The sequence below is a fragment of the Mycobacterium sp. genome (genome assembly GCF_035499775.1).
Lineage (GTDB): Bacteria > Actinomycetota > Actinomycetes > Mycobacteriales > Mycobacteriaceae > Mycobacterium.
On record NZ_DATJYB010000519.1, the window covers coordinates 1 to 22,144 of the forward strand.

The 22,144-nt window shown below is 65.5% G+C and carries 19 protein-coding genes and 1 pseudogene; 12 read left to right on the forward strand and 8 right to left on the reverse strand.

What is annotated here, in order from left to right; genetic code table 11:
* Positions 1-236: DUF5078 domain-containing protein (locus VML93_RS31880; protein WP_325616801.1), on the forward strand; the 236-nt coding region annotated here is incomplete at its 5' end.
* A gap of 22 nt (positions 237-258) precedes the next feature.
* On the opposite strand, the gene VML93_RS31885 is transcribed toward VML93_RS31880, so the two are convergent.
* From VML93_RS31885 to VML93_RS31910, 5 genes are all read right to left on the reverse strand, one after another.
* Complete coding sequence (locus tag VML93_RS31885; RefSeq protein WP_325616803.1) at positions 259-1,149, reverse strand: HAD family hydrolase; 891 nt, start codon at positions 1,147-1,149, stop codon at positions 259-261.
* A complete protein-coding gene (locus VML93_RS31890) occupies positions 1,149-2,702 on the reverse strand; it encodes an arylsulfatase (protein WP_325616805.1) in 1,554 nt (517 codons plus the stop codon). Before VML93_RS31890 ends, VML93_RS31885 begins: the two co-directional genes overlap by 1 nt.
* A gap of 651 nt (positions 2,703-3,353) precedes the next feature.
* Positions 3,354-6,308, reverse strand: coding sequence for an MMPL family transporter (locus VML93_RS31900; RefSeq protein ID WP_325616807.1), 2,955 nt, complete (start codon positions 6,306-6,308; stop codon positions 3,354-3,356).
* Complete coding sequence (locus VML93_RS31905; protein WP_325616809.1) at positions 6,305-6,862, reverse strand: MmpS family transport accessory protein; 558 nt, start codon at positions 6,860-6,862, stop codon at positions 6,305-6,307. The genes VML93_RS31900 and VML93_RS31905 overlap by 4 nt, the downstream gene beginning before the upstream one ends.
* Positions 6,863-6,990: 128 nt before the next feature.
* Positions 6,991-7,677 (reverse strand): TetR family transcriptional regulator, encoded by a 687-nt coding sequence (locus tag VML93_RS31910; RefSeq protein ID WP_325616811.1) that lies wholly within the window; start codon positions 7,675-7,677, stop codon positions 6,991-6,993.
* A 286-nt stretch (positions 7,678-7,963) separates the two neighbouring features.
* On the opposite strand from VML93_RS31910, the gene VML93_RS31915 reads away from it, so the two are divergent.
* From VML93_RS31915 to VML93_RS31950, 8 genes are read left to right on the forward strand one after another with little or no spacing between them, the layout of a single operon-like run.
* A complete protein-coding gene (locus tag VML93_RS31915; protein WP_325616833.1) occupies positions 7,964-8,386 on the forward strand; it encodes an MmpS family protein in 423 nt (140 codons plus the stop codon).
* An 11-nt stretch (positions 8,387-8,397) separates the two neighbouring features.
* Positions 8,398-11,307 (forward strand): RND family transporter, encoded by a 2,910-nt coding sequence (locus VML93_RS31920; RefSeq protein WP_325616835.1) that lies wholly within the window; start codon positions 8,398-8,400, stop codon positions 11,305-11,307.
* Positions 11,308-11,353: 46 nt separating this feature from the next.
* Positions 11,354-12,673 (forward strand): NAD(P)/FAD-dependent oxidoreductase, encoded by a 1,320-nt coding sequence (locus tag VML93_RS31925; protein WP_325616814.1) that lies wholly within the window; start codon positions 11,354-11,356, stop codon positions 12,671-12,673.
* Entirely contained in the window at positions 12,667-13,380 is a 714-nt protein-coding gene (locus VML93_RS31930) for a DUF1365 domain-containing protein (RefSeq protein ID WP_325616816.1), read from the forward strand. The genes VML93_RS31925 and VML93_RS31930 overlap by 7 nt, the downstream gene beginning before the upstream one ends.
* Positions 13,377-14,666, forward strand: coding sequence for a class I SAM-dependent methyltransferase (locus VML93_RS31935; protein ID WP_325616818.1), 1,290 nt, complete (start codon positions 13,377-13,379; stop codon positions 14,664-14,666). Before VML93_RS31930 ends, VML93_RS31935 begins: the two co-directional genes overlap by 4 nt.
* An 8-nt stretch (positions 14,667-14,674) precedes the next feature.
* Positions 14,675-15,469: a DUF1295 domain-containing protein gene (locus tag VML93_RS31940; RefSeq protein WP_325616837.1), complete on the forward strand. Its 795-nt coding sequence runs from the start codon at positions 14,675-14,677 to the stop codon at positions 15,467-15,469.
* 48 nt (positions 15,470-15,517) lie between these two features.
* Complete coding sequence (gene sigK / locus VML93_RS31945; protein ID WP_325616820.1) at positions 15,518-16,093, forward strand: ECF RNA polymerase sigma factor SigK; 576 nt, start codon at positions 15,518-15,520, stop codon at positions 16,091-16,093.
* Positions 16,090-16,791 carry an anti-sigma factor gene (locus VML93_RS31950; RefSeq protein WP_325616822.1) on the forward strand — a complete coding sequence of 234 codons (702 nt, stop codon included), beginning with the start codon at positions 16,090-16,092 and terminating at the stop codon, positions 16,789-16,791. Before sigK ends, VML93_RS31950 begins: the two co-directional genes overlap by 4 nt.
* On the opposite strand, the gene VML93_RS31955 is transcribed toward VML93_RS31950, so the two are convergent.
* The 3 genes and pseudogenes from VML93_RS31955 to VML93_RS31965 form a co-directional block, all read right to left on the reverse strand.
* Positions 16,783-17,637, reverse strand: coding sequence for a hypothetical protein (locus VML93_RS31955; RefSeq protein WP_325616824.1), 855 nt, complete (start codon positions 17,635-17,637; stop codon positions 16,783-16,785). The two genes, VML93_RS31950 and VML93_RS31955, sit on opposite strands and share 9 nt — an antisense overlap.
* Before the next feature lie 9 nt (positions 17,638-17,646).
* Positions 17,647-18,162 carry a mycothiol transferase gene (locus tag VML93_RS31960; protein ID WP_325616826.1) on the reverse strand — a complete coding sequence of 172 codons (516 nt, stop codon included), beginning with the start codon at positions 18,160-18,162 and terminating at the stop codon, positions 17,647-17,649.
* A 10-nt stretch (positions 18,163-18,172) separates the two neighbouring features.
* A pseudogene (locus tag VML93_RS31965) lies at positions 18,173-18,555 on the reverse strand (VOC family protein).
* A gap of 47 nt (positions 18,556-18,602) precedes the next feature.
* Between VML93_RS31965 and VML93_RS31970 the strand changes: the two are divergent.
* The 3 genes from VML93_RS31970 to VML93_RS31980 all read left to right on the forward strand — a co-directional run.
* Positions 18,603-20,330, forward strand: coding sequence for an N-acyl-D-amino-acid deacylase family protein (locus tag VML93_RS31970; RefSeq protein ID WP_325616828.1), 1,728 nt, complete (start codon positions 18,603-18,605; stop codon positions 20,328-20,330).
* A 40-nt stretch (positions 20,331-20,370) separates the two neighbouring features.
* Positions 20,371-21,774 (forward strand): PPE family protein, encoded by a 1,404-nt coding sequence (locus VML93_RS31975; protein ID WP_325616830.1) that lies wholly within the window; start codon positions 20,371-20,373, stop codon positions 21,772-21,774.
* 20 nt (positions 21,775-21,794) lie between these two features.
* A partial coding sequence (locus VML93_RS31980; RefSeq protein ID WP_325616831.1) for a pyridoxamine 5'-phosphate oxidase family protein occupies positions 21,795-22,144 on the forward strand: 350 nt, incomplete at its 3' end.

Below are 22,144 nucleotides of genomic sequence, written 5' to 3' on the forward strand. Positions count from 1 at the left end.
CGGACATCCAGCAGGGCGCGATCGACCGCATCCACTGGTTCTACTCCCTGGACCCCGCCGGTCGCAGGCAGTACTCCGAGGACACCGCGACGGACATCTACTACGAGCAGATGGCGACGCACTGGGGCAACTGGGCGAAGATCTTCTTCAACAACAAGGGTGTGGTGGCGAAAGCCACCGACGTCTGCACCGGGTATCCCCGCGGCGACATGTCGGTCTGGAACTGGACAGCGTAGCCGGCTAATCGCCGACGGCCCCTCACCCGAAGACGGTGGTCCAGTCGTCGCGGATGCTGACGACGGTCCAGCCGCTCGCTTCGGCTTCGTCGAGGGCCTTTTCCGCGCCGGCGACATAGTCGAATTCCCGGCCGGCGTCGTCGTGGCGGACCAGCAGGCACAGCGACGGCGCCGCGGCGTGCGCGTACTGCAGCATCTCGATGTCACCGTTGGAGTTGCCCGCCGCGAGGATCGGGCGCCGTCCCGTGCGTCCCCAGATCCGTACCGGCTTGACCGGGCCGTCAGCGAGGAATTCCGGCCGCGACGTCGTCATCAGGTGACCGTCCTTGAAGTCCAGACCCACCGAGCTGCCGATGACGCGCTCCGGCGATAGCCCGTACAGCTGCTGGGTGACCGGCCGCATGAAGTCGCGACCGCCGCCGGAGGCGATGTAGTTGGTGAACCCGTTGGCCTCCAGGTAGCGCAGCAACTCAACCATCGGCGCATAGCCGCAAGCGGTGTACGGGCGATTCAGCGTCGGGTGCGTGGCCTCGGCGAAGAACGCCCGGACCCGTTGCGCGTGCTCGTCCACGGTCAGGCCCTGATAGGCCGAAAAGATTGCCCCCGTAAGGCTTGTGAGGTCGGAGTCGTCGCCGTTGTAGTGCTTGGTGACGGCGTCGCCGAACCAGGACAGGTCGTTGGCGGCCGCGGCCCGATAGGGCGGCTGATCCTTCAGCGTGACGTCGGCGGCGGCCTGCTCGGCGAGCCGGCGCACCAGGAAGTCCAGCTGGATGTAGGCGGGCTTCTCACACCACAGCGTGCCGTCGTTGTCGAAGACCGCGACGCGCTCTTCGGGCGGCACCTCGGCGGTGACACGGTCGACGAAGTCGGTGATGGCCGACTTGGCGGGCCGGTCCCGCCATGACTCGAGCACTAGTCCTTCGCCAGGAACTGGTGGAGCTTCTCCACCGCGTGGTCGATGGTGAAGCTGGCCGGCGGGTGTCGCGGCTTGAACTCCTTGAACGTCTCCAGGAACTGGGTTGCCATCGCGATCGCGTAGAAGACGAAGTAGTCGTGATGCAAAAACCATTCGTAGTAGGTGTTCGACGTGATGTCGGCGTACTCGAAGGGATCGGTGCGCAGATTGAACAGTTTCGGAATCCGCAACGGCGTGAACGGTTCTGCCCAGATCCGCATGGTGCCCGGGCAGCGCTGCTCGGCGAAGACGATCTTCCAGTTCTCGAACCGCATCGCAACCAGGTCGCCGTCGTCGGAGAAGTAGAAGAAGCCCCGTCGGGGGCTGGTCTCCACCTCGCCGGTCAGATACGGCAGCAGGTTGTAGCCGTCGATGTGGACCTTGAACTCTTTCTCTTCGCCATGCAGCCGGACTCGGTAGCCCTGCTTGAGCTTGTCGCTGACGTCGGGGTCGCCGGCGGCGGCCAACAACGTGGGCAGCCAGTCGTGATGCTCGATGATCTCGTTGGAAACCGTGCCCGCCTTGATCTTTCCCGGCCAGCGGATCATCTCCGGTACCCGGAATGCGCCTTCCCAGTTGGTGTCCTTCTCACTGCGGAACGGCGTGGTCCCGCCGTCGGGCCAGCTGTTGCGGTGCGGCCCGTTGTCGGTGGAGTAGATGACGATGGTGTCGTCGGCGATGCCGAGTTGGTCGAGACAGTCCAGCACCTGCCCGACATTGCGGTCGTGGTCGATCATCGTGTCGTGGTAGGCCGACTGCCATAAGCCCGCCTGACCCCGGCTTTCCGGCTTGGTGTGGGTGTAGAGGTGCATGTGCGTGGTGTTCATCCACACGAAGAACGGGGTGCCGGCCGCGTGCTGGCGCTTGATGTAGTCGACGGTGCGCTCGGCGATCTCGTCGTCGATGGTCTCCATGCGCTTGGTGTCGAGCGCCCCGGTGTCCTCGATTACCTGCTTCCCGACCGGGCCGAACTTGGGGTCGTCGGGCTCGGCGGAGACCTCGTCGAGGGCTTTGCAGTTGAGCACCCCGCGCGGCAGCGCCATCTGGTAGAGCCGGGGAAATTGGTCGGCGTGCGGGTAGTCGAATTGCTCGGGTTCCTCCTCAGCGTTGAGGTGATAGAGGTTGCCGAAGAACTCGTCGAACCCGTGCACCGTCGGAAGGTACTTGTTCAGGTCGCCGAAGTGGTTCTTGCCGATCTGGGCGGTGGCGTAGCCGAGCGGTTTGAGCAGCTCGGCGATCGTGGGATCCTCTGCCGCCCAACCGATGTCGAATCCGGGAGCGCCCACCTTGCTCATTCCGGTGCGGTAGACACTCTGCCCGCTGATGAACGCCGCGCGGCCCGCGGTGCAGCTCTGCTCACCGTAGGAATCGGTGAATCGCATGCCCTCATTGGCGATGCGGTCGATGTTCGGCGTGCGATAGCCCATGATGCCATCGCTGTAGCAACTCAGATTGGTGATCCCGATGTCGTCGCCCCAGATCACCAGGATGTTGGGTTTACCGTCAGGCATGAAACCCACCGTAACCAGAAGGGCGGGTCCTCGGGCAGGGGTTCGGGAGCAGTCACGCTGCATAGCTCTCTTATGGCTGAGCGCTCTCCCAGAAGCGCGTCTTCAGGCACCGAGTTCCTGGTAGATCTGCGGCCAGTAGTGCAACCCGTCCGAAGTGAGCAGAATCCAGTCGTGAGTTTCGCCGTTGGCCAGTACAAAGCTGATCGGCGGCTCTTGGGTGACGCTTCTTGCTGCAGGAGGTAGTCGAAGAAGGCTTTTATCGGCGGCAATAGCACGGCCTCTTCAATTCTGGTTAGCAACGACAGTGCGCCGGTGAAGGTCGGGTTGCCCGTGGCTGGAACCGGTGTGATGGCCGGTGCCGCGAAGATGCTGCCGAGTGTGCTGACCGCCTGGGCCTCGGCGCTGACATACGAGCCCGCACTGGCGGTCAACGCCTGCACGAACTGGTATGAAACGCCGCCGCCTGCGCACCGAGCGCTCGTTGATCATATCTTTGTCAAATATCACGCATTCCAAGCTCACAGAAATATCCCAGAACTCACCGACGACGGAAAGGTCGGTAGCCCAACACGGGTGGATCAGGGCTGCCGAGGTTGTGTTCGTCGGCAGGTGACAGCCCGAACAACTCCCCCGTGCGGTGATTCGGCCAGGTCAGTAGTGGGCCGCCGGCAGCCGACCGGTCCTCGGCGCGTCGTCCTCTCCGGGCGGCCGTTCCGGCTTGGGCAACATCAGCGCACGAACGGCCGAGCGAGGTCCGTACGGTCGCAGCATGCTGCTGGCCGGGCGTGGGCGCACATGCTGCGGCCACCAGAACCAGCGCCCAAGCAAGGTGGCCAGCGACGGTGTCATGAACGACCGCACAATTAGCGTGTCGAACAACAGACCCAGCGCGATCGTCGAACCCACCTGGGCCATCACCACCAGTGGGCTAAACGCGAACGTGGCCATGGTGGCGGCGAACACCAGACCTGCGGAGGTCACCACCGAGCCCGAACCCGCCATCGCACGGATCGTCCCCGTCTTGAGCCCGGCGTGGATTTCCTCCTTGAACCGCGATATCAGCAGCAGGTTGTAATCCGAGCCGACCGCCAGCATCAGGATGATCGCCATCGCCAGCACCATCCAGTGCAGCTTCATGCCTAGGATGTATTGCCACAAGAGCACGGAGAGCCCGAACGAGGCGCCCAGGGACAGCAACACCGTGCCAACGATCACGACGGCCGCCACTACGCTTCGGGTGATCACCAGCATGATGACGAAAATCAGTGTGGCCGCGGAAATTCCGGCGATCAACAGATCGATGTTGGAGCCGTCGTGCATGTCCTTATACGTCGCGGCGGTACCGCCGAGGTAGACCTTGGCGCCCTCCCAGGGGGTGCCCTTGATCGCCTCGTGCACGGCCTGTTTGATCGGTGCGATGTGGCTGATGCCTTCAGGAGACGCCGGGTCGCCTTCGTGCGAAATGATCAGCCGGACAGCGTGCCCGTCCGGCGATATGAACTGTTTGAGACCCCGCGCGAAATCCGGGCTCTGGAACGCCTCCGGCGGAAGGTAGAACGTGTCGTCGTTCTTCGCTCTATCGAAGGCATCCCCCTGTGCGGTGGCGTTGTCGGCCTGCGCTCTCGCCTGGGCGTTGAGACCCATAGTGGTCGCATAGTTCGACATGATGGTGTCGAGGTTGCGCTGCTGGCTCTCAATCTGCGGGGGTATCAACGCCACGAGCTTGGGCTGAATCCGGTCCAGCTTGTCCAGATTCGCACTGAGATTCACAATGTTCTCAGCCACCTGGTCAATTCCATCGAGCGCATTGAAAATGGACCGTAGCGCCCAGCAAATCGGAATGTCGTAGCAGTGTTTCTCCCAGTAGAAGTAGCTACGAATCGGCCGAAAGAAGTCGTCGAAAACAGCGATGTCGTCGCGCAACTGCGCGGTGATCAGCACCGTTTCTTTGGTGAGCCTGGTGGTTTCGTGCGTCGTGTTGCTGAGATCCTGGGTGACCTGCATCTGCTCACGCAGGGTTGCCATCGTCTTCCGCAGTTCGGCCGCCTGGTTCAGCAGGTTTTGCGCCTGCAGATCCTGATAGTGCTCGGTCTGAATTCGCCCCGCAGCTTGCGCACCCATCTGAAAACCGAGGCTGCTGTGGTCGAGTGGTGTGCCCAACGGTCGGGTGATGGTCTGTACCCGGCCGATACCGGGGATGTGGAAGACCGCCTTCGCGACCTTGTCCAGGACGAGGAAGTCGGCCGGGTTACGCAGGTCATGATCGGTCTCGATCATCAACAGCTCAGGATTGAGCCGAGCCTCGTTGAAGTGCTTGTCGGCGACCGCGTAACCGACGTTGGCCGGGGTGTCCGCCGGTAGGAAGTGACGATTGTCGTAGTCCGTTTTGTAGCCGGGCAGAGCGAGCAGGCCGATCAGGGCGATCGCGACCGTGACGGCGAACACCGGTGCGGGCCAGCGGACGATCGCGGTGCCGATCCGGCGCCAGCCCCGAGTCTGCAGCTTTCGCTTCGGGTCCAAGAGCTTGAAGAACGACGCCACGGTCAGCACCGCCGGGCCCAGCGTCAGCGCCGCGAGGACCGCGACCAGCATGCCGACGGCGCACGGTGCGCCCAATGACTGGAAATACGGTAACCGGCAGAAGCTCAGGCAGTACATCGCGCCGGCGATGGTCAGCCCCGACCCGAGCACGACATGCGCGGTGCTGTGGAACATGGTGTAGAAGGCTTTTTCGCGGGTCTCGCCCAGACCGCGGGCCTCGTGGTAGCGACCGACCACGAAAATCGCGTAGTCCGTTCCGGCCGCGATCGCCAGCAACACCAACAAATTGTTGGCGAAAGTGGAAAGCCCGATGATCCCGTTGTTGGCCAGCACCGCAACGACGCCTCGAGCTGCCAACAACTCGACGAAGACCATGAACAGCACGGCTAGGGTAGTGACGACCGAGCGATAGACGAAGAGCAACATCACCAGAATCACCAGGATCGTGATCATGGTGACTATCGCGACACCTTTCTCACCCGCGTGCGACTGGTCGGCGATCAGCGGACCCGCGCCGGTGACGTAGGCCTTGATTCCGGGCGGCGCGGGCACCGAGTCGACAATCTTGCGGACGGCGTCGGAGGACTCAGAGGCTAGGGCGCCGCCCATGTTGCCGGCGAGGTAGACCTGGACGTACGCGGCCTTCTGGTCGTGGCTCTGCGAGCCCGCCGCGGTCAGCGGATCACTCCAGAAATCCTGCACGTGCTGAACGTGTTTTTTGTCTTGCTCGACTCGCCTGACGATCTCGTCGTAGTAGGCGTGCGCCTCCGCCCCCAGCGGCTTGTCGCCCTCCAGCACGATCATTGCCGAGCTGTCTGAATCAAACTCTTTGAACGTCGACCCGACGCGCATCATCGACTGGAAGGATGTCGCGTCCGTCGGACTCATCGACACCGAGTGGTTCTTGGAGACGACCTCCAGCTGTGGCGCGACGGTGTTGGTGATGAAGACGATGCCCAACCACACCAGGACGATCGGCAGCGCCAGGCGGTGGATCATCCGCGGCAGGAACGGCGGGATCAGCGGCTGGTCGACGCGCGGCGGCGTCTCGGTGGTCTCGCTCACGCGGACTTGTCCAGGCAGTAGACGAAGGCATTCACCGTTTCGTCGGGGGGCGACTGATTCGGAGCCTTGATGACGTCGCCGCGCCCGTCGTTGTTATTGACGAGGAACCGGCAGGCGATCCAGCTGCCGTTGCCTTGCGCCAGCAGGTTGGCCGGAATCCCGGGCTTGGTTGACTTCAATTCTGTCTTCCACGGCAGGGGCACGTTGAGAGCCTGTTGAGGATGGGAGTTTTCGTCGAGGTAATTGATGGTCGCCGTGCTGCCCGGTGAACCCCAGACCTCGAGTGTGATCGTCTTGGGGTTGAACTGGTCAATAACGTCACCGGATGAGCCGCCACCGAACGAACCGCTGTGAACGCCGAAGACGCCGTGCAGTCGGTAGACGACGAATGCCGAAAGCACGACGACGGCCAAAACGGTGAGGATGATCCAGAACCGGCTGACGAGGCCCGACAGACCTCTGCGCTTGGCCGGCCGGCGGGTCGCTGTACTGCCCTCGCCGCCAGCAGAGTCCGGGGTCGTCAACGGCTCGGTCCTTGGCTCAGTCGTCGTCATGGGCGCGCTTTCCTACCATTGAGAGCCGCCAACTAATTAGCCCGTAATTCAACTTAGATACCCTAACCTAATGTAAAACCGCCAAGAAATCTCGACGCTGTGCATCGAGCGTCGCTTCGACGCGCTTGTCATCGGGACCCCGGCAGCGAGCCGATGCAGGTCGCGGTGAGCACTCGACTCAGCGCGGAGGGGAACTCGATGTTCCACTCGGGTGGAAGTGCCTCGGGCTCCTCGGCGTAGGCGTCGGTGAGCCGCTCCGGCGGGTTGGCGATATGCCAGAAAGCGGCGGCCAGCGAATAGGAGGCGATCAAGATGTCGAAGGAGCCGGCGCGACCGAGCCCGGGCAACGCACGTTCGATCGCGTCGGCGAGCGCGACTGCGGCGGCGCTGATGGTCCGCCTGATCTCGACCACCCGGTCGACATCCACCTCGTGCTCGAGGTGCAGGTGCAGATTGGCCAGCAGGTCACAGAACAGCGGGTCGGCGGCCAGACCCTGGGCGAGCGTCTCGGCGACGCGCGCCGGCGACATCGGACCAGGCTCGGCCAAGTGCTCGCACACCGTGGCCGACCACCGCACCCAGCCTTCGGCCGCCAGGTGCAGCAGCACCTCCTTGTGCGAGCTGAAGTAGCGGCGCACCGCGGAGTAGTGAATTCCGGCGCGGCCGGCGACGGCGGTCAACGTCACGGACGCGACACCGGTCTCGACGGCCAACGAGCGCGCGGCTTCGACGAGAGCCTCCGCACGCTGGCGTTTGTTCTCCTCGGTGCGTGCGCGCCGAAATGTGAGTTGCGCCACCGGCTGAGGATAACGCACATCGTGTGATTTGTATAACGCACACAATGTGATTTGCGCTGGTTAAGCGCTCTGCTTAGCCTCCGTTACGCACGTGATATGCGTTACACTGCAGGAGCCGCAAGTGAAAGGAGTTGACAGTTCCGGCTTAGGATAGCCAAGGTTTACTTCGTCATGAATCGGTTGGGCTCCGGCAACGTTGTCGTCGACTCAAGGTGACCGTGCGAGCCGTCCGCTTCTAGGGGCGACGGAGAAGTCCACGAAGTGGGGAAATACCGACCGGTGAAGGGGACTTGCGATTTTTAAGCTGCTGTCGCGGTTGTGGATTCCGCTTGTTGTCCTGGCGGTGGTACTGGTCGGGGGTTTCATCGTGTATCGGGTCCACGGCTACTTCGGCTCCGAAAAGCGCGAATCGTATGCCGACAGCAACCTGGGCAGCCCCAAGCCGTTCAACCCCAAGCGGATCACCTACGAGGTGTGGGGCCCCGCCGGAACTGTCGCCGACATCGCCTATTTCGATGTCAACGCCGACCCGCAGCGCGTCGACGGGGCGGTTTTGCCGTGGTCGCTGCATATCACCACCGACAAGGCGGCCATGATGGGAAACCTTGTGGCACAAGGCAATACCGATAGCATCGGCTGCCGCATCACGGTGGACAACGAAGTCAAGGCCGAGCGAGTCTCCAACGAGGTCAACGCCTACACCTTCTGCGTGGTGAAGTCCGCGTGAGTACCCCTGTCATCGGAGGTCCGCCCGACACCGCCCATGCCAATCGACCCTTCATCGCCAGGGCGATCCACACCCTAGCGCTGCCGATCATCCTATTCTGGATTGCGGTCGTGGTCCTCCTCGCTCTGTTCGTCCCCTCGCTCGAAATCGTCGGACAAGAGCGATCGGTGTCGCTGAGCCCGAATGACGCGCCGTCGTTCGTGGCCATGAAGCACATCGGCCGTGCCTTCGACGAGGGGAACACCGACAGTTCGGCGATGATCGTGCTGGAGGCTCGCTGCGACAAGACCGACCCGCAGCCGTGCGAGGAGAAGCCGCTCGGCGACGAGGCCCACACGTACTACAACAAACTGATTGTCAAGCTGCGCGCCGACAAGGTGCACGTCCTGAGCATCCAGGACTTCTGGGGTGATCCGCTGATGGCGGCGGGTGCACAGAGCAACGACGGCAAGTCGACGACCGTCCAGGTGAATCTGGCCGGCAACCAGGGCGAGCTGCTGGCAAACGACTCGGTCCAGGCCGTCCGCGAGATCGTCAAGAGCGTCAAACCGCCGCCCGGCGTCAAGGCCTACGTCACCGGGGTGTCGGCACTGGCCGCCGATCTGCACCACAGCGGCGACCGATCGATGCTCAAGATCACCGCAACCACGATCGCGGTCATCTTGGTGATGTTGATGTTCGTCTACCGCTCGCCGATCACGGTGTTTCTGCTGCTGGTCACGGTCGGCATCGAACTGAGCGTGGCGCGCGGTGCCGTCGCACTGGTCGGGCACAGCGGGCTGATCGGACTTTCCACCTTCGCGGTCAGCCTGCTGACGTCGCTGGCGATCGCGGCCGGTACCGATTACGGGATTTTCATCATCGGCCGCTATCAGGAGGCTCGTCAGGCCGGCGAGGACCGGGAAACGGCCTTCTACACCATGTACGAGGGCACCGCCCACGTCATTCTCGGCTCCGGGTTGACGATCGCCGGGGCGACGTTCTGCCTCAGCTTCGCCCGGATGCCTTACTTTCAGACGCTGGGCACTCCCTGCGCGATAGGCATGCTGGTCGCGGTGCTGGTCGCCCTCACGCTGGGCCCGGCGGTTCTGGTCGTCGGCAGCAAGTTCGGCCTGTTCGACCCGAAACGGCTGCTCAAGGTGCGCGGCTGGCGCCGGATCGGTACCGCGGTGGTGCGCTGGCCGCTGCCCATCCTGGCGGTCACCTGCGCCATCGCCCTGGTCGGTCTGCTCACCCTGCCCGGATACAAGCCCAGCTACAACGACCGGGCGTATCTACCTACCTTCATCCCCGCCAATGAGGGTTTCGCGGCCGCCGATCGGCACTTCAGCCAGGCCCGGATGAAGCCCGAGATCCTGATGATCGAGGCCGACCACGACATGCGTGATCCGGCGGACTTTTTGATCCTGGACAAGCTGGCCAAGGGCATCTTCCGGGTTCCGGGGATATCCCGCGTCCAGGCGATTACCAGGCCGGACGGGACGACGATGGATCACACGTCGATACCGTTCCAGCTGAGCATGCAAAGCGCCGGCCAGACGCAGACGATGAAGTTCCAGCGCGCCCGGATGGACGACATGCTGAAACAGGCCGACGAGATGACCAAGACGATCGCCCTGATGCAGCGCATGTATGGGCTGATGCAGCAAATGGTCGGCGTTACGCACAGGATGGTCGCCGACACCGAAGAAATGCAGCAGATCACCAATGATCTGCGCGATAAAATCGCGAATTTCGATGATTTCTGGCACCCGATCCGCTCCTATTTCTATTGGGAAAAGCATTGTTACGATATTCCGCTCTGCTGGTCGACCAGATCGATATTCGATGCGATCGACGGCATCGATCAGATCGACGAGAAACTCGATACCTTGATCGGGGATATCAAGCAAATCGACGTGCTTATGCCGCAGATGGTCGAGCAATTCCCGCCCATGATCGAGACCATGGAGAGCATGCGGACCATGATGCTGAGCATGCACAGCACCATGGACGGGATCTTCAAGCAGATGGACGAAATGAGCGACAACTCGATGGCCATGGGCCACGCGTTCGACCAGTCCAAGAATGACGATTCGTTCTATCTGCCGCCCGAGGTTTTCAAGAACGCGGACTTCAAGCGCGCCATGAACAACTTCCTGTCCGCGGACGGGAAATCGGCCCGCTTCATCATCCTGCACCGGGGTGATCCCGCGTCGAACGAGGGCATCGCGAGCATCGACAAAATACGCACCGCGGCCGAGGAATCGCTCAAGGGAACGCCATTAGAGGACGCCAGGATCTACCTGGCCGGGACGGGCGCCGTCTTCAAGGACATTGCCGACGGCGCCAAATGGGACCTGCTGATTGCGGGAATTTCCTCGCTCTGCCTGATTTTCATCATCATGCTGATTCTCACCCGCGCGTTTGTGGCCGCCGCGGTCATCGTGGGTACGGTCGCAATTTCACTGGGCGCTTCCTTTGGCCTTTCCGTACTGTTCTGGCAGCATATTCTCGGCATCCCATTGCACTGGCTGGTGCTCGCGATGTCCGTCATCGTGCTCTTGGCGGTCGGGTCTGACTACAACCTGCTGTTGGTCTCCCGGTTCAAACAGGAAATACATGCCGGGCTGAACACCGGCATCATCCGTTCGATGGGCGGCACCGGCAAAGTCGTGACCAGCGCGGGCCTGGTGTTCGCCTTCACCATGGCGTCGATGGTGGTCAGCGATGTGCGGATGATCGGCCAGGTGGGCACCACCATCGGTCTGGGTCTGCTGTTCGACACGCTGATCGTGCGCGCCTTCATGACGCCGTCGATCGCCGCGTTGCTGGGCCGCTGGTTCTGGTGGCCGATGCGGGTGCGGACCCGACCGGCCCGGACCATGGCCGAGAAGGTCCACCCGCCGGCGCCGGATCGCTCCCTGGCGTACAGCGACTAGCGGAGGGCACCCCCGTCCGGCCGGCGAACGGCTCCGAATACTTGACGTGCAGCAGAAGTTTGAGCGCGCGATAGCCGTCATCGGTAGCGGAGTGGCCGGCCTGACCGCGGCTTACGTTCTGTCCGGGCAGGACCGGGTCACGTTGTATGAGGCCGACGTGCGACTGGGCGGCCACGCACACACCCACTTCGTCGATGACGGGGACGGCACGATCATGGGTGTCGACTCGGCGTTCCTGGTGCACAACGACCGGACCTATCCGACGCTGTGCCGGTTGTTCAGCGAACTCGGCATCGCCACCCAGGAGTCCGAGATGTCGATGTCGGTGCGCGCCGACGGCTCGGACGGCAAACCGGGACTCGAATATGCCGGAGCCCTCGGTGTACGGGGGCTCTTCGCCTGCCGGCAGTCGCTGCGGCCCCGCTATCTGCTGATGCTCACCGAGATCGTCCGCTTCCACCGCGCCGCACTTCGACTGCTGGCCGACTCGACCAGCGACGACCTGGAGACGCTGGAAGCCTTCCTGAGCCGGCACCGCTTCTCGTCGTACTTCGTCGACTACTTCATCACGCCCCTGGTGGCTGCGGTGTGGTCGTGCGCCGGCGACGACGCGTTGCGCTACCCGGCCCGTTACCTGTTCGTCTTCCTCAACCATCACGGCATGCTGTCGGTCTTCGGCTCACCGACGTGGCGCACCGTGACCGGAGGCTCGGCCAACTACGTGCAGGCCATCGCTTGTCGGCTCGACGAGGTGTCGACCGGAACACCGGTGCAGTCGCTGCGGCGGACGCCGGGTGGTGTGTTGGTGCAAGCCGGCGGCAGCCGGCCGCGGCTATTCGATGCCGCCGTCGTCGCCGTCCATCCCGACCAGGCGCTGCTGCTCCTCGACCAGCCCAACGCATGGGAGCGCCACGTCCTGGGCTCGATCCCCTACTCGACCAACCGCGCCCAGCTGCACACCGACGAGTCGGTGTTGCCCCGCCATCCCCGCGCCCGCGCCGCATGGAACTACCTGGTGACTCCCGGCGCGGACCACGTGGTGGTCAGCTATGACGTCAGCAGGCTGATGCGGCTGGCCGGCAACCGCCGGTATCTGGTCACGCTCGGCGGCGAAGAGCGCGTCGACCCTGGGTCGGTGATCGCCGAGATGACCTACAGCCACCCGTTGTACACGCCCGAATCGGTGGCCGCCCAATGCGCATTGCCGACGCTGGACGACGATCGGGTGGTATTCGCCGGCGCCTACCACGGCTGGGGATTCCACGAGGACGGCGCCGCGTCGGGACTGCGAGCCGCGCGCCGGCTCGGCGCCGACTGGCCGGCGCCGACCAACCCGCGCCGCCGCGAGGCGGTGGTCCCATGCTGACTCAGCTGCGCACGCCCGCGATCTACCGCACCACCATCACCCATTCCCGACAGGCGCCGGTACGCCATTCGTTCGAATACCGAAGCTACAGCTGGTATGTCGATGTCGACGAGCTGCCCCGGCTGCCCTGGTGGCTGCGACCGTTCGCGCGGTTCCGCGCCGACGATCACTTGGCCGGCCCGGCACACGGTTCGCTGCGCGACCGGCTGGACGCGTTCTTCGCCGACCACGAGATGCCCGCGCCCGGCGGCCGCATCACCGCACTGCTGCAGGCGCGCGTTTTCGGTTACGTCTTCAACCCGTTGAGCGTCTTTTGGTGCCACGACCGCGACGGCCTGCTGCGGTGTGTGGTCGCCGAGGTGCACAACACCTACGGCGAACGCCACGCCTACCTGTTGCCGCCCGCCGACCTGCCGGTGGTGACGGCCAAGAAGTTCTATGTCTCGCCGTTCAATCAGGTGGACGGCTACTACCTGGTGCGAGCACCACTCCCCGACAACGAAGTCGACATCACCGTGTCGCTGCACCGTGACCAACACCGGCCGGCCTTCGTCGCAGAGATGCGCGGCGAGCGCCGGCCGGCAACCACCAGAGAGGTCGCGATCATGCAACTCGTTTCGCCGCTGGCGCCATTGGTGGTGGCCGCGCGCATCCGGATCCAGGGGATCAAGCTGTGGTCACGTCGCGTTCCGGTGGTGCCCAGATGAATGTCAATACCGTTCAAAAGCCCGACACTGTTCAAAAACCCTCGGCCGCAATCGATTCGCAGCGCTGGCCGGCGGTCGCGAGGGTTCCGTCGGGCCCGTTGGCGGCGGCGTCGGCGGCCATCGCCGAACGGCTGCTGGGGCGCGCGGCCGCCCGCCTGCCGCTGCGGCTGGTCTACCCCGACGGCACCGTGGTCGGCGCCGCCGACCCCACCCTGCCGACTATGTTCGCCCACCGGCCCGACGCGCTGGCCCGCCGGATAGGACGGCACGGCCTGATCGGCTTCGGCGAGTCCTACATGGCCGGGGAATGGTCGTCGGACGACCTCACCGGGGTGTTGACGGTGCTGGCCGGTTCAGTGACCGACCTGGTTCCGCGCACGCTGCAACGGCTGCGGCCGATCGGCCCGGCGTTCCGGCCCCGGTTGCGCGGAGCCGGTCGCGACCAGGCCCGGCGCGACATCGCCAGACACTATGACCTGTCCAACGAGCTGTTCGCCGAGTTCCTCGACGAGACCATGACGTACTCGAGTGCGCTGTTTTCCGAGCTGCCCGCGGAGTGGCCGGATTTGGCTGCGGCGCAACGACGTAAGATCGACCGGCTGCTGGACATGGCGGGGGTTCAACACGGCAGCCGGGTGCTCGAGATCGGCACCGGGTGGGGCGAGTTGTGCATCCGCGCGGCCGGCCGCGGCGCCCACGTCCGTTCGGTGACCCTGTCGGTGGAGCAGCAGCGACTGGCACGCCGGCGGGCCGCGGCGGCCGGCCTGTCCGACCTGGTGCAGATCGACCTGTGCGACTACCGCGACCTCGACGGCCAGTATGACGCCGTGTTGTCGGTCGAGATGATCGAAGCCATCGGATACCACTCGTGGCCAGGGTATTTCGCCACGCTGGAACGGCTGGTGCGGCCGGGTGGCCGGGTAGCGATCCAGGCGATCACCATGTCGCACGAGCGGATGCTGGCCACCCGCCACACGCACACCTGGATCCAGAAGTACATCTTCCCCGGCGGACTGCTACCGTCCACCCAGGCCATCGCCGGTATCACCGAGCGGCGCACCGGTTTACGTACCGTCGACATGGCCTCGCTGCGTCCGCATTACGCCGAGACCCTGCGGCTCTGGCGGGAGCGGTTCACGCAGCGCCGAGATGGGTTGGCGCAGTTGGGCTTCGACGAGGTGTTCGGTCGGATGTGGGAGTTGTACCTGGCGTATTCGGAGGCGGGTTTCCGATCCGGCTACCTCGACGTCTATCAGTGGACGTTCGCGCGCGAGGCCACGCCGTGAACTTCCTGTTGGTGTCCGGCGCCTCGGCTTTGACACTGGTCGTGGTGCATGCGGTGACGTTCACGATCGGCCGGCGGATCGGCCGCTACAACGTCGTCGACGTGGCTTGGGGCCTGGGTTTCGTGGCCATCGCCGCCGTCGCCGCAGCGCTGGGCCACGGCGATCCGGCCCGCCGGTGGCTGCTGCTGGCCCTGGTGGCGATCTGGGGTCTGCGGCTGAGCTGGCACATCCAGCGCAAGACGGCCGGCAAGGGCGAGGACCCCCGCTACGCCAACCTGCTGCGCGACGCGACAGCGGGCCAGGTGCTGCGCAAGGTCTTCCTGCTGCAGGGCGTCCTGGGCTGGTTGATCTCGCTGCCGTTGCAACTGGCCGCCAGTTCCGGGACCACCGGCCCCGTTACTCCCCGGCCGTTGCTGGCCGTCACCGCGCTGGGCCTGGCGGTGTGGCTGGTCGGGGTCACCTTCGAGGCGGTCGGCGATCGCCAGCTCAAGGCATTCAAGTCCGACCCGGCAAACCGTGGCGTCATCATGGACCGCGGCCTGTGGGCCTGGACGCGCCACCCCAACTACTTCGGCGACGCCTGTGTCTGGTGGGGGTTGTGGCTGGTCAGCATCAACGGCTGGGTGGCACTGGCCACGGTGGGCTCGCCGCTGGTGATGACGTACTTCCTGGTGCGGGTCAGCGGCGCCCGGCTGACCGAGTGGTACATGAAGGACCGTCCCGGCTTCGCCGAATACCAAAAGCGCACAGCGTATTTCGTGCCCAGGCTGCCGCGAAAGCCGTCCCGATCGGGAGGCCGGTGATGGACGACCTGACGCCCTTGGCGCCGGCTGGCGATAGGCTACCGATCGATGACCGGACCGCCACGGCTGAGCAGCGACCTGGACGCCTTGCTGCGCCGGGTCGCCCGTCGCGACCGGGACGCGTTCGCGGAGGTCTACGACCTCACCAAGACCCGGGTGTACGGACTGGTGATCAGGGTGCTGCGTGACGCCGGCTACAGCGAAGAAACCACCCAGGAGATCTATCTCGAGGTGTGGCGGACGGCGTCGGAGTACGACTCCGCCAAGGGATCGGCGCTCGCCTGGCTGCTGACCATGGCACACCGGCGCGCCGTCGACCGGGTGCGCGCCGAGCAGGCCGGCACCCGGCGGGAATCGCGTTACGGCGCAGCCACCGTCATACCGGCCAGTGCCGTGGCACAGGACCCGGTCGCCGACTCGGCGATCGACGTCGACGAGCGTCGCCGGGTGACCGAGTGCCTCGAAGGATTGACCGAGGCGCAGCGGGAGTGCATCGAGTTGGCCTACTACGGCGGACTGACGTATTCGGAAGTCTCGCAGCGACTGGCCGCCAACCTGTCGACGATCAAATCCCGCATCCGCGACGCGCTGCGCGGCCTGCGCAATTGCCTGGACGTCTCATGACCGCGCCGGAATTCGAGCTGCTGGAGCTGGCCACGCCGTATGCACTGCACGCGGTTTCCGACGACGAACGCGCCGACATCGACCGCCGGGTGGCGGCGGCCCCGGCGGTGGCGTCGGCCTTCGCCGACGAAGTCCGCGGCGTGCGCGAGACGATGGCGGTCGTGTCGGCGGCCACTACCGCTGAACCGCCGGCGCACCTGCGAGCGGCCATCCTGTCCCTGGCCGAGTTGGTGCAGCCGCTGCCTAGCCGCCAGTCGCATTGGCGTACAGCGGTTTTGGCTGCAGCAGCCGCGATCGCGATCGGCCTGGCGGCATTCGGTCTCGGGGTGCTGATGCGGCCGCAGCCAACGCAGACGGTGGCCGAGCAGATCATGGCGGCGCCGGATTTGCGAACCGTCTCGGGCCCGATCGGCACCGGGACGGCCACGTTCATGTTCTCCCGCGACCGCAACGCGGGGATGCTGGTGATGAACAACGTGACGCCGCCGACGCAGGGCACGGTCTATCAGATGTGGTTGATGGACGCCAACGGGCGGCCCGTCTCGGTCGGGACGATGGGCACCAGCGAGGTGGCACCCTCGACGAAAGCGATGGTTCCCAACCTCGGAACGTCGACGGCGCTGGCGTTCACCCAGGAACCCGGCAAGGGATCGCCGCAGCCCACCGGCGCGATTTTGGCTAAGCTGCCGCTAAGTTGATCCCTTCCGCACGCTGCCCACTATCGCGACGACGACGCCGAGCACTACCAGCGCGGCACCGGCGATCAGTGTCAGGTTCAGCCATTGGTGCATGCTGGCCTCCGCGTGGCGGACCATCACTTGCCCGACGTCGCGGATATCTTCGGTGGCCGTTCGATTGAGCGCGTTGTTGATGCGCCGGGTGGCGATTTCGATGCCTGCCCATCCGGCCGCGCCGACCAGCAGCGCCGCCACCCCCACGCTGGTCAGTGCCTTGCCGCGGCGCCGCGCGGCGAGCAACATCAGCAGCCCGCAGAAAGCCGCCGTGGCCGCTGCGCCGATGCTCATCCAGGGCCCCCAGGTGGCCAGCCCGCTCAACCGTCCCTGCCGCAGCGACGGCGGCAGAGACGCCGCGACCGGCACCGTCAGTTTGGTGGGCACCTTCACGCCGTAGTTGCCCAGCATCTGCTGCACCGAGCGTTCGCTGAGCATCGGCGCCACGTCGACCATCCATTGATCGGCGTTATTGCCGGGGCTGCTGAACAACCAGCTGTGGGCGGCCTTGTTCGCCTGGGCGAACAGCGGCGGAAACGCCGGGCCGGCCGTGAACGCGGCGATGACATCGTGCACATGGGCGCCGTCCACCGTGTAGCGGCCGCCGCTGTGCTCGGCGATCAGCGTCATCGCACGCGTGGTGAGTTCACCTGCCATGGCCGACTGCAACGCCGGATCACGGGCCGCCTCCCGGGCCAGCGCGGCGTAGCCGTCGGGGTTGATCACGTTCTTCTGCAACCACGTCGCGGGGACGACTACGGCCAGCCCAGCAGTGATGGCCAGCCACAACACCACTGTCAAGGCGAACCGCACGCCTAGAACTTACTTGGCGATCCCCCGCACGTAGGCGGCTTGGCCGAGGTGCTGTGCGCAGTCGTCGACGATGGAGACCAAACGCGCGCTCGCGGTCACCGGCGGGTCCCAATTGGTGTCCACGACCCGCGACAGCTCGTCTGCGGTGACGCTTGCGACGTACTCGAGGCTGAGCTCGTGCACCGCGTGGTAGTAGCCGGAAAGCAGCTCCGCGGAAGCCCGCACCTTCGCCACGTCGGCCGCGCTGTGCCCGTAGCCGGTGTCGTTGCGCGGCAGGGCCAGCCCGAACCGGTCCACCCAGCCGTCACGGGTCCATACCTGCTCGACGCCGGCCACATGGGCGAGCTGAATGTCCTGCACCCGGGCGCTGTGCCAGATCAGCCACGCGATGCTGTTGGCCTCGGGCGTCGGCCGGTAGTCGGACACCTCGTCGCTCAGCCCGTCGGTGAGTTCGTCGACGTGCTCGATCAATCGGGTGAAGGAGTCGCGCAATAGTTCCTGCGCGGCGGCGGCGTTACCTGACATACCGGCGACCCTACGCGCGGTGGCAGACGGCTTCGACGTTGTTGCCGTCGGGATCCCGCACGAAGGCGCCGAAGTAGCCGGGGTGGTATTTCGGCCATAGCCGCGGCGCGTGCAGCGACTCGGCACCCAGCCCGACCCTGAAACCGAATGAGCCTCGTGGAAGGCGCGCACGGCGTCTGCGTCGGCGGCCTGGAAGGCGATGTGGACCTCCCGATTGGGTCCCATGCCCTCGAAGGCCTGCGCGATCCAGAAGTCCGGCTTGCCGTCGTGGCCGTACCCGATGGCCACGCCGAAATCCATTTGCCGGGAGAAGCCGAGCACGCCGAGCACCGTGTCGTAGAACTCCTGCGATTTCGGGTAATCGGCGCAGTTGATACCTATGTGGTCAATCACGGATCAGATCCTGGCACCACCCACCGAGACCGCCGTAGATTTGTTAGATGCGCTACGACCTCCTCATCCGCAATGGCACCATCGTCGACGGGCTGGGCGGTGAACCGTACCTCGGCGACGTCGCCGTGCAAGACGGTGTCATTGTTGCCGTCGGCTCCGTAAACGGCGACACGGCCGACCGGGAAATCGATGCGACCGGCCTGTTGGTCACCCCGGGCTTCGTCGATCTGCACACCCACTACGACGGCCAGGCCATCTGGTCGGAGCGCCTGACGCCGTCGTCGGCGCACGGCGTGACCACGGTGGTGATGGGTAACTGCGGTGTCGGCTTCGCGCCGTGCCGCCAAGAGGACCACGACGTGCTCGTCGACGTGATGGCCGGGGTAGAGGACATTCCCGGCGTCGTGATGACCGACGGCCTGCCCTGGACATGGGAGACCTTCCCCCAATTCTTGGACGCGCTGGACACGGGCAAGCGCGACATAGACGTGGCCGCCTATCTGCCGCACTCACCGCTGCGGGTCTACGTGATGGGCAAGCGCGGCGCGGACCGCGAGCCGGCCAACGACGAGGACCTCGCCACCATGCGGGCGCTGGCCAAGGAGGCGATGGAGGTCGGGGCGCTGGGATTCGCGTCGTCGCGGCTGATGATCCACAAGACCGAGAGCGGGGAGCAGATTCCCAGCTACGAGGCCGCTCGCGAGGAGATCGAGGAGATCGCCCGGGGCGTCGTCGACGGCGGCGGCGGCCTGCTGCAGTTCGTGCCCGACATCCCGGCCGGCGGCTACCAACCGGTGCTGCAGACGGTGTTCGACGTGGCCGAGGACGTGGGGCTGCCGCTCACCTTCACCCTGGTCGTCGCTAACACCGGCGACCCGAACTGGCCGGACGCCATCACCATGATCGAGAAGGCCAACGCTGCCGGCGGTGATATCACCGCGCAGTTGTTGCCGCGGCCGATCGGGCTGATCATCGGGCTGCAGCTGTCCGCCAACCCGTTCGTGCTCTACCCCAGCTACCGCGAGATCGCGCACCTGCCGCTGCCCGAGCGGGTCGCCGAGATGCGCAAGCCCGAGGTCCGCGCCCGCATCCTGGCCGACCGGCCGGGCGTCGGGCACCCGATCCTTTACGCCGCGCAGATGTGGGACTGGATCTTCCCGCTGGACGACAACCCCAACTACGAGCCGAACCCCTCGGACAGCGTTGGGGCGCGCGCCCGCGCCCGCGGGGTGGAGCCGATGGAAGAGGCCTACGACCGACTCCTCGACGACGACGGCCGGGCCATGCTGCTGGTCGCCACCAGCAACCTGCAGAACCGCTCGCTGGACACCGTCGGGGAATTGCTGCACCGCGACGACGTGGTGCTCGGCCTCGGCGACGGCGGCGCGCATTACGGGATGATCTGCGACGCCAGCTATTCGACGTTCTTCCTGACGCACTGGGCGCGCGATCGCAAGGGCGGACAGTTCACGGTTCCCGAAGCGGTCCGCGAGCTCACTTCCGTGCCGGCGCGCGTCGCCGGCCTGGCCGACCGCGGCCGCATCGGCGTCGGCTACAAGGCCGACCTCAACGTCATCGACCACGCCGCGCTGCGTCTGCACAAGCCGGTGATCAGTTACGATCTGCCCGCCGGTGGCCGTCGCCTGGACCAGACTGCGGACGGCTATGTCGCCACCGTCGTCTCCGGGCAGGTGATCGCGGAGAACGGCGTGCCGACCGATGCCCGTCCCGGCAAGTTGGTACGTGGCCGTCAACTCGCTCCCACGTCGGGCTGAAACGGTCACGATAAAGCGCCTTCCCGGGTAGTTTGGGTTAGTGACAAACCCGCATTTTGCGTGGTTGCCGCCCGAGATTAATTCGGCACTCATCTTCGCCGGCCCCGGTGCTGGGCCGCTGCTTGCTGCTGCCGCGGCATGGAATGCGCTGGCCGAGGAACTGGCGTCATCTGCGCAGTCGTTCGGGGCTGTCACATCCGAACTGGTGAGTGGTTCCTGGCTGGGTCCGTCGGCTGCGGCGATGATGGCCGTGGCGACCCAGTATGCGGCGTGGCTCAGCACTGCGGCGATACATGCGGAAAAGGCGGCCGGGCAAGCCATCGGTGTGGCGGCCTCGTTCGAGACGACGCTGGCGGCCGCGGTGCAGCCCGCGGTGGTAGCCGCCAATCGTGGTTTGGCGCAAGTGTTGGCGGCCACCAACTGGCTGGGGCAGAACGCTCCGGCGATCGCCGACATCGAAGCCGCGTACGAACAGATGTGGGCGATGGATGTGGCGGCGATGGCGGGTTACCACGCCGAGGCCTCGGAGTTGTTGTCGCAACTGCCGTCCTGGGACCAGGTCCTGCAGACCCTCAACATCGACAACGTGGGCTTCGGCAACCTGGGCCAGGGCAACCTCGGCTTCGGGAACAGCGGCGACCACAACGTCGGCTTCGGCAACCTCGGCAGCGGAAACATCGGCTTCGGCAACACCGGCGACGGGAACATCGGGTTCGGCCTTACCGGCGACCACAAAATCGGCATCGGAATCGGCCTGTTCAACGGGAACGTCGGCTTCGGAAACGCGGGTAAAGGCAACATCGGGTTCGGCAACTCGGGTACCGGCAACGTCGGCTTTTTCAACTCGGGCACCGGAAACGTGGGCATCTTCAACTCGGGGGCCCTCAACACCGGCCTGGGCAACATGGGCTCCAGCAACCTGGGCTTCTGGAACGCGGGGCTCGGGCAAACCGGCTTCATGAACCAGAGCACCCAGGCCATCAACAGCTTCTTCGGCTCCGACAACGTCACCGGTGCGCTCAGCGCGGCCAACCTCAACCGGCCCATGTTCGACCCGGCCAACCTGGTTACGGGCGGGTACACCCCGGACCTGGCAAGCGCGGCCTTGGTCAACTCGGGCCTGGCCGGCGCGCCGCTGTCCGCCGCGGCCGCCGCCGCCCCGATCGGCGGCTTTCCCCCGGTTACCCCGGGCCTTCCCCTCAGCTCCGCGGCCAGTGCCGCCGGCTCCGTCGCACCGAGTGTCGCGGCCCCGGCCACCGCGGCCATCGGCGGCGCCGCTCCAGCCCCGGTCAGGAACACCAACGCGGGCGACAACCCGCGCAACGAACCCGGCGGGCGGACCTCCGTTCGTGACGCCGAGGGCATCCCCAGCTCCGGTTTCTTCGACAAGCTCACCGCCACCCGGGTCGGCGCGGGCATCCGGGAACCCGGCTCGACTGACTAGCGCGCGCTTATCCTCGAGCTATGCGCACGAAGAAAAAGGTGGACTTCAAGCGGCTGGCCGCCGCGCTCCCCGACTATCCGTTCGCCTACCTGATCACGGTCGACGAGGACTATCGCGTGCACACCGTGACGGTCGAACCGACGCTGCGGGATCTCCCCGACGGTGCGCTGCTCGACGTCGGGCTCATCGGGGGGCGCACCCGCGACAACCTCGCCCACCGCGCCGACGTGACCCTGCTCTGGCCCCCGCCCGAACCGGGCGGCTACTCGTTGATCGTCGACGGGTGTGCTGAGATCTCCGATGCCGGCGCCGAAGCAGCCCGGTGCGGCGTGGTACCCACCCGCGCCCTGCTGCACCGCGAGGCCGACTC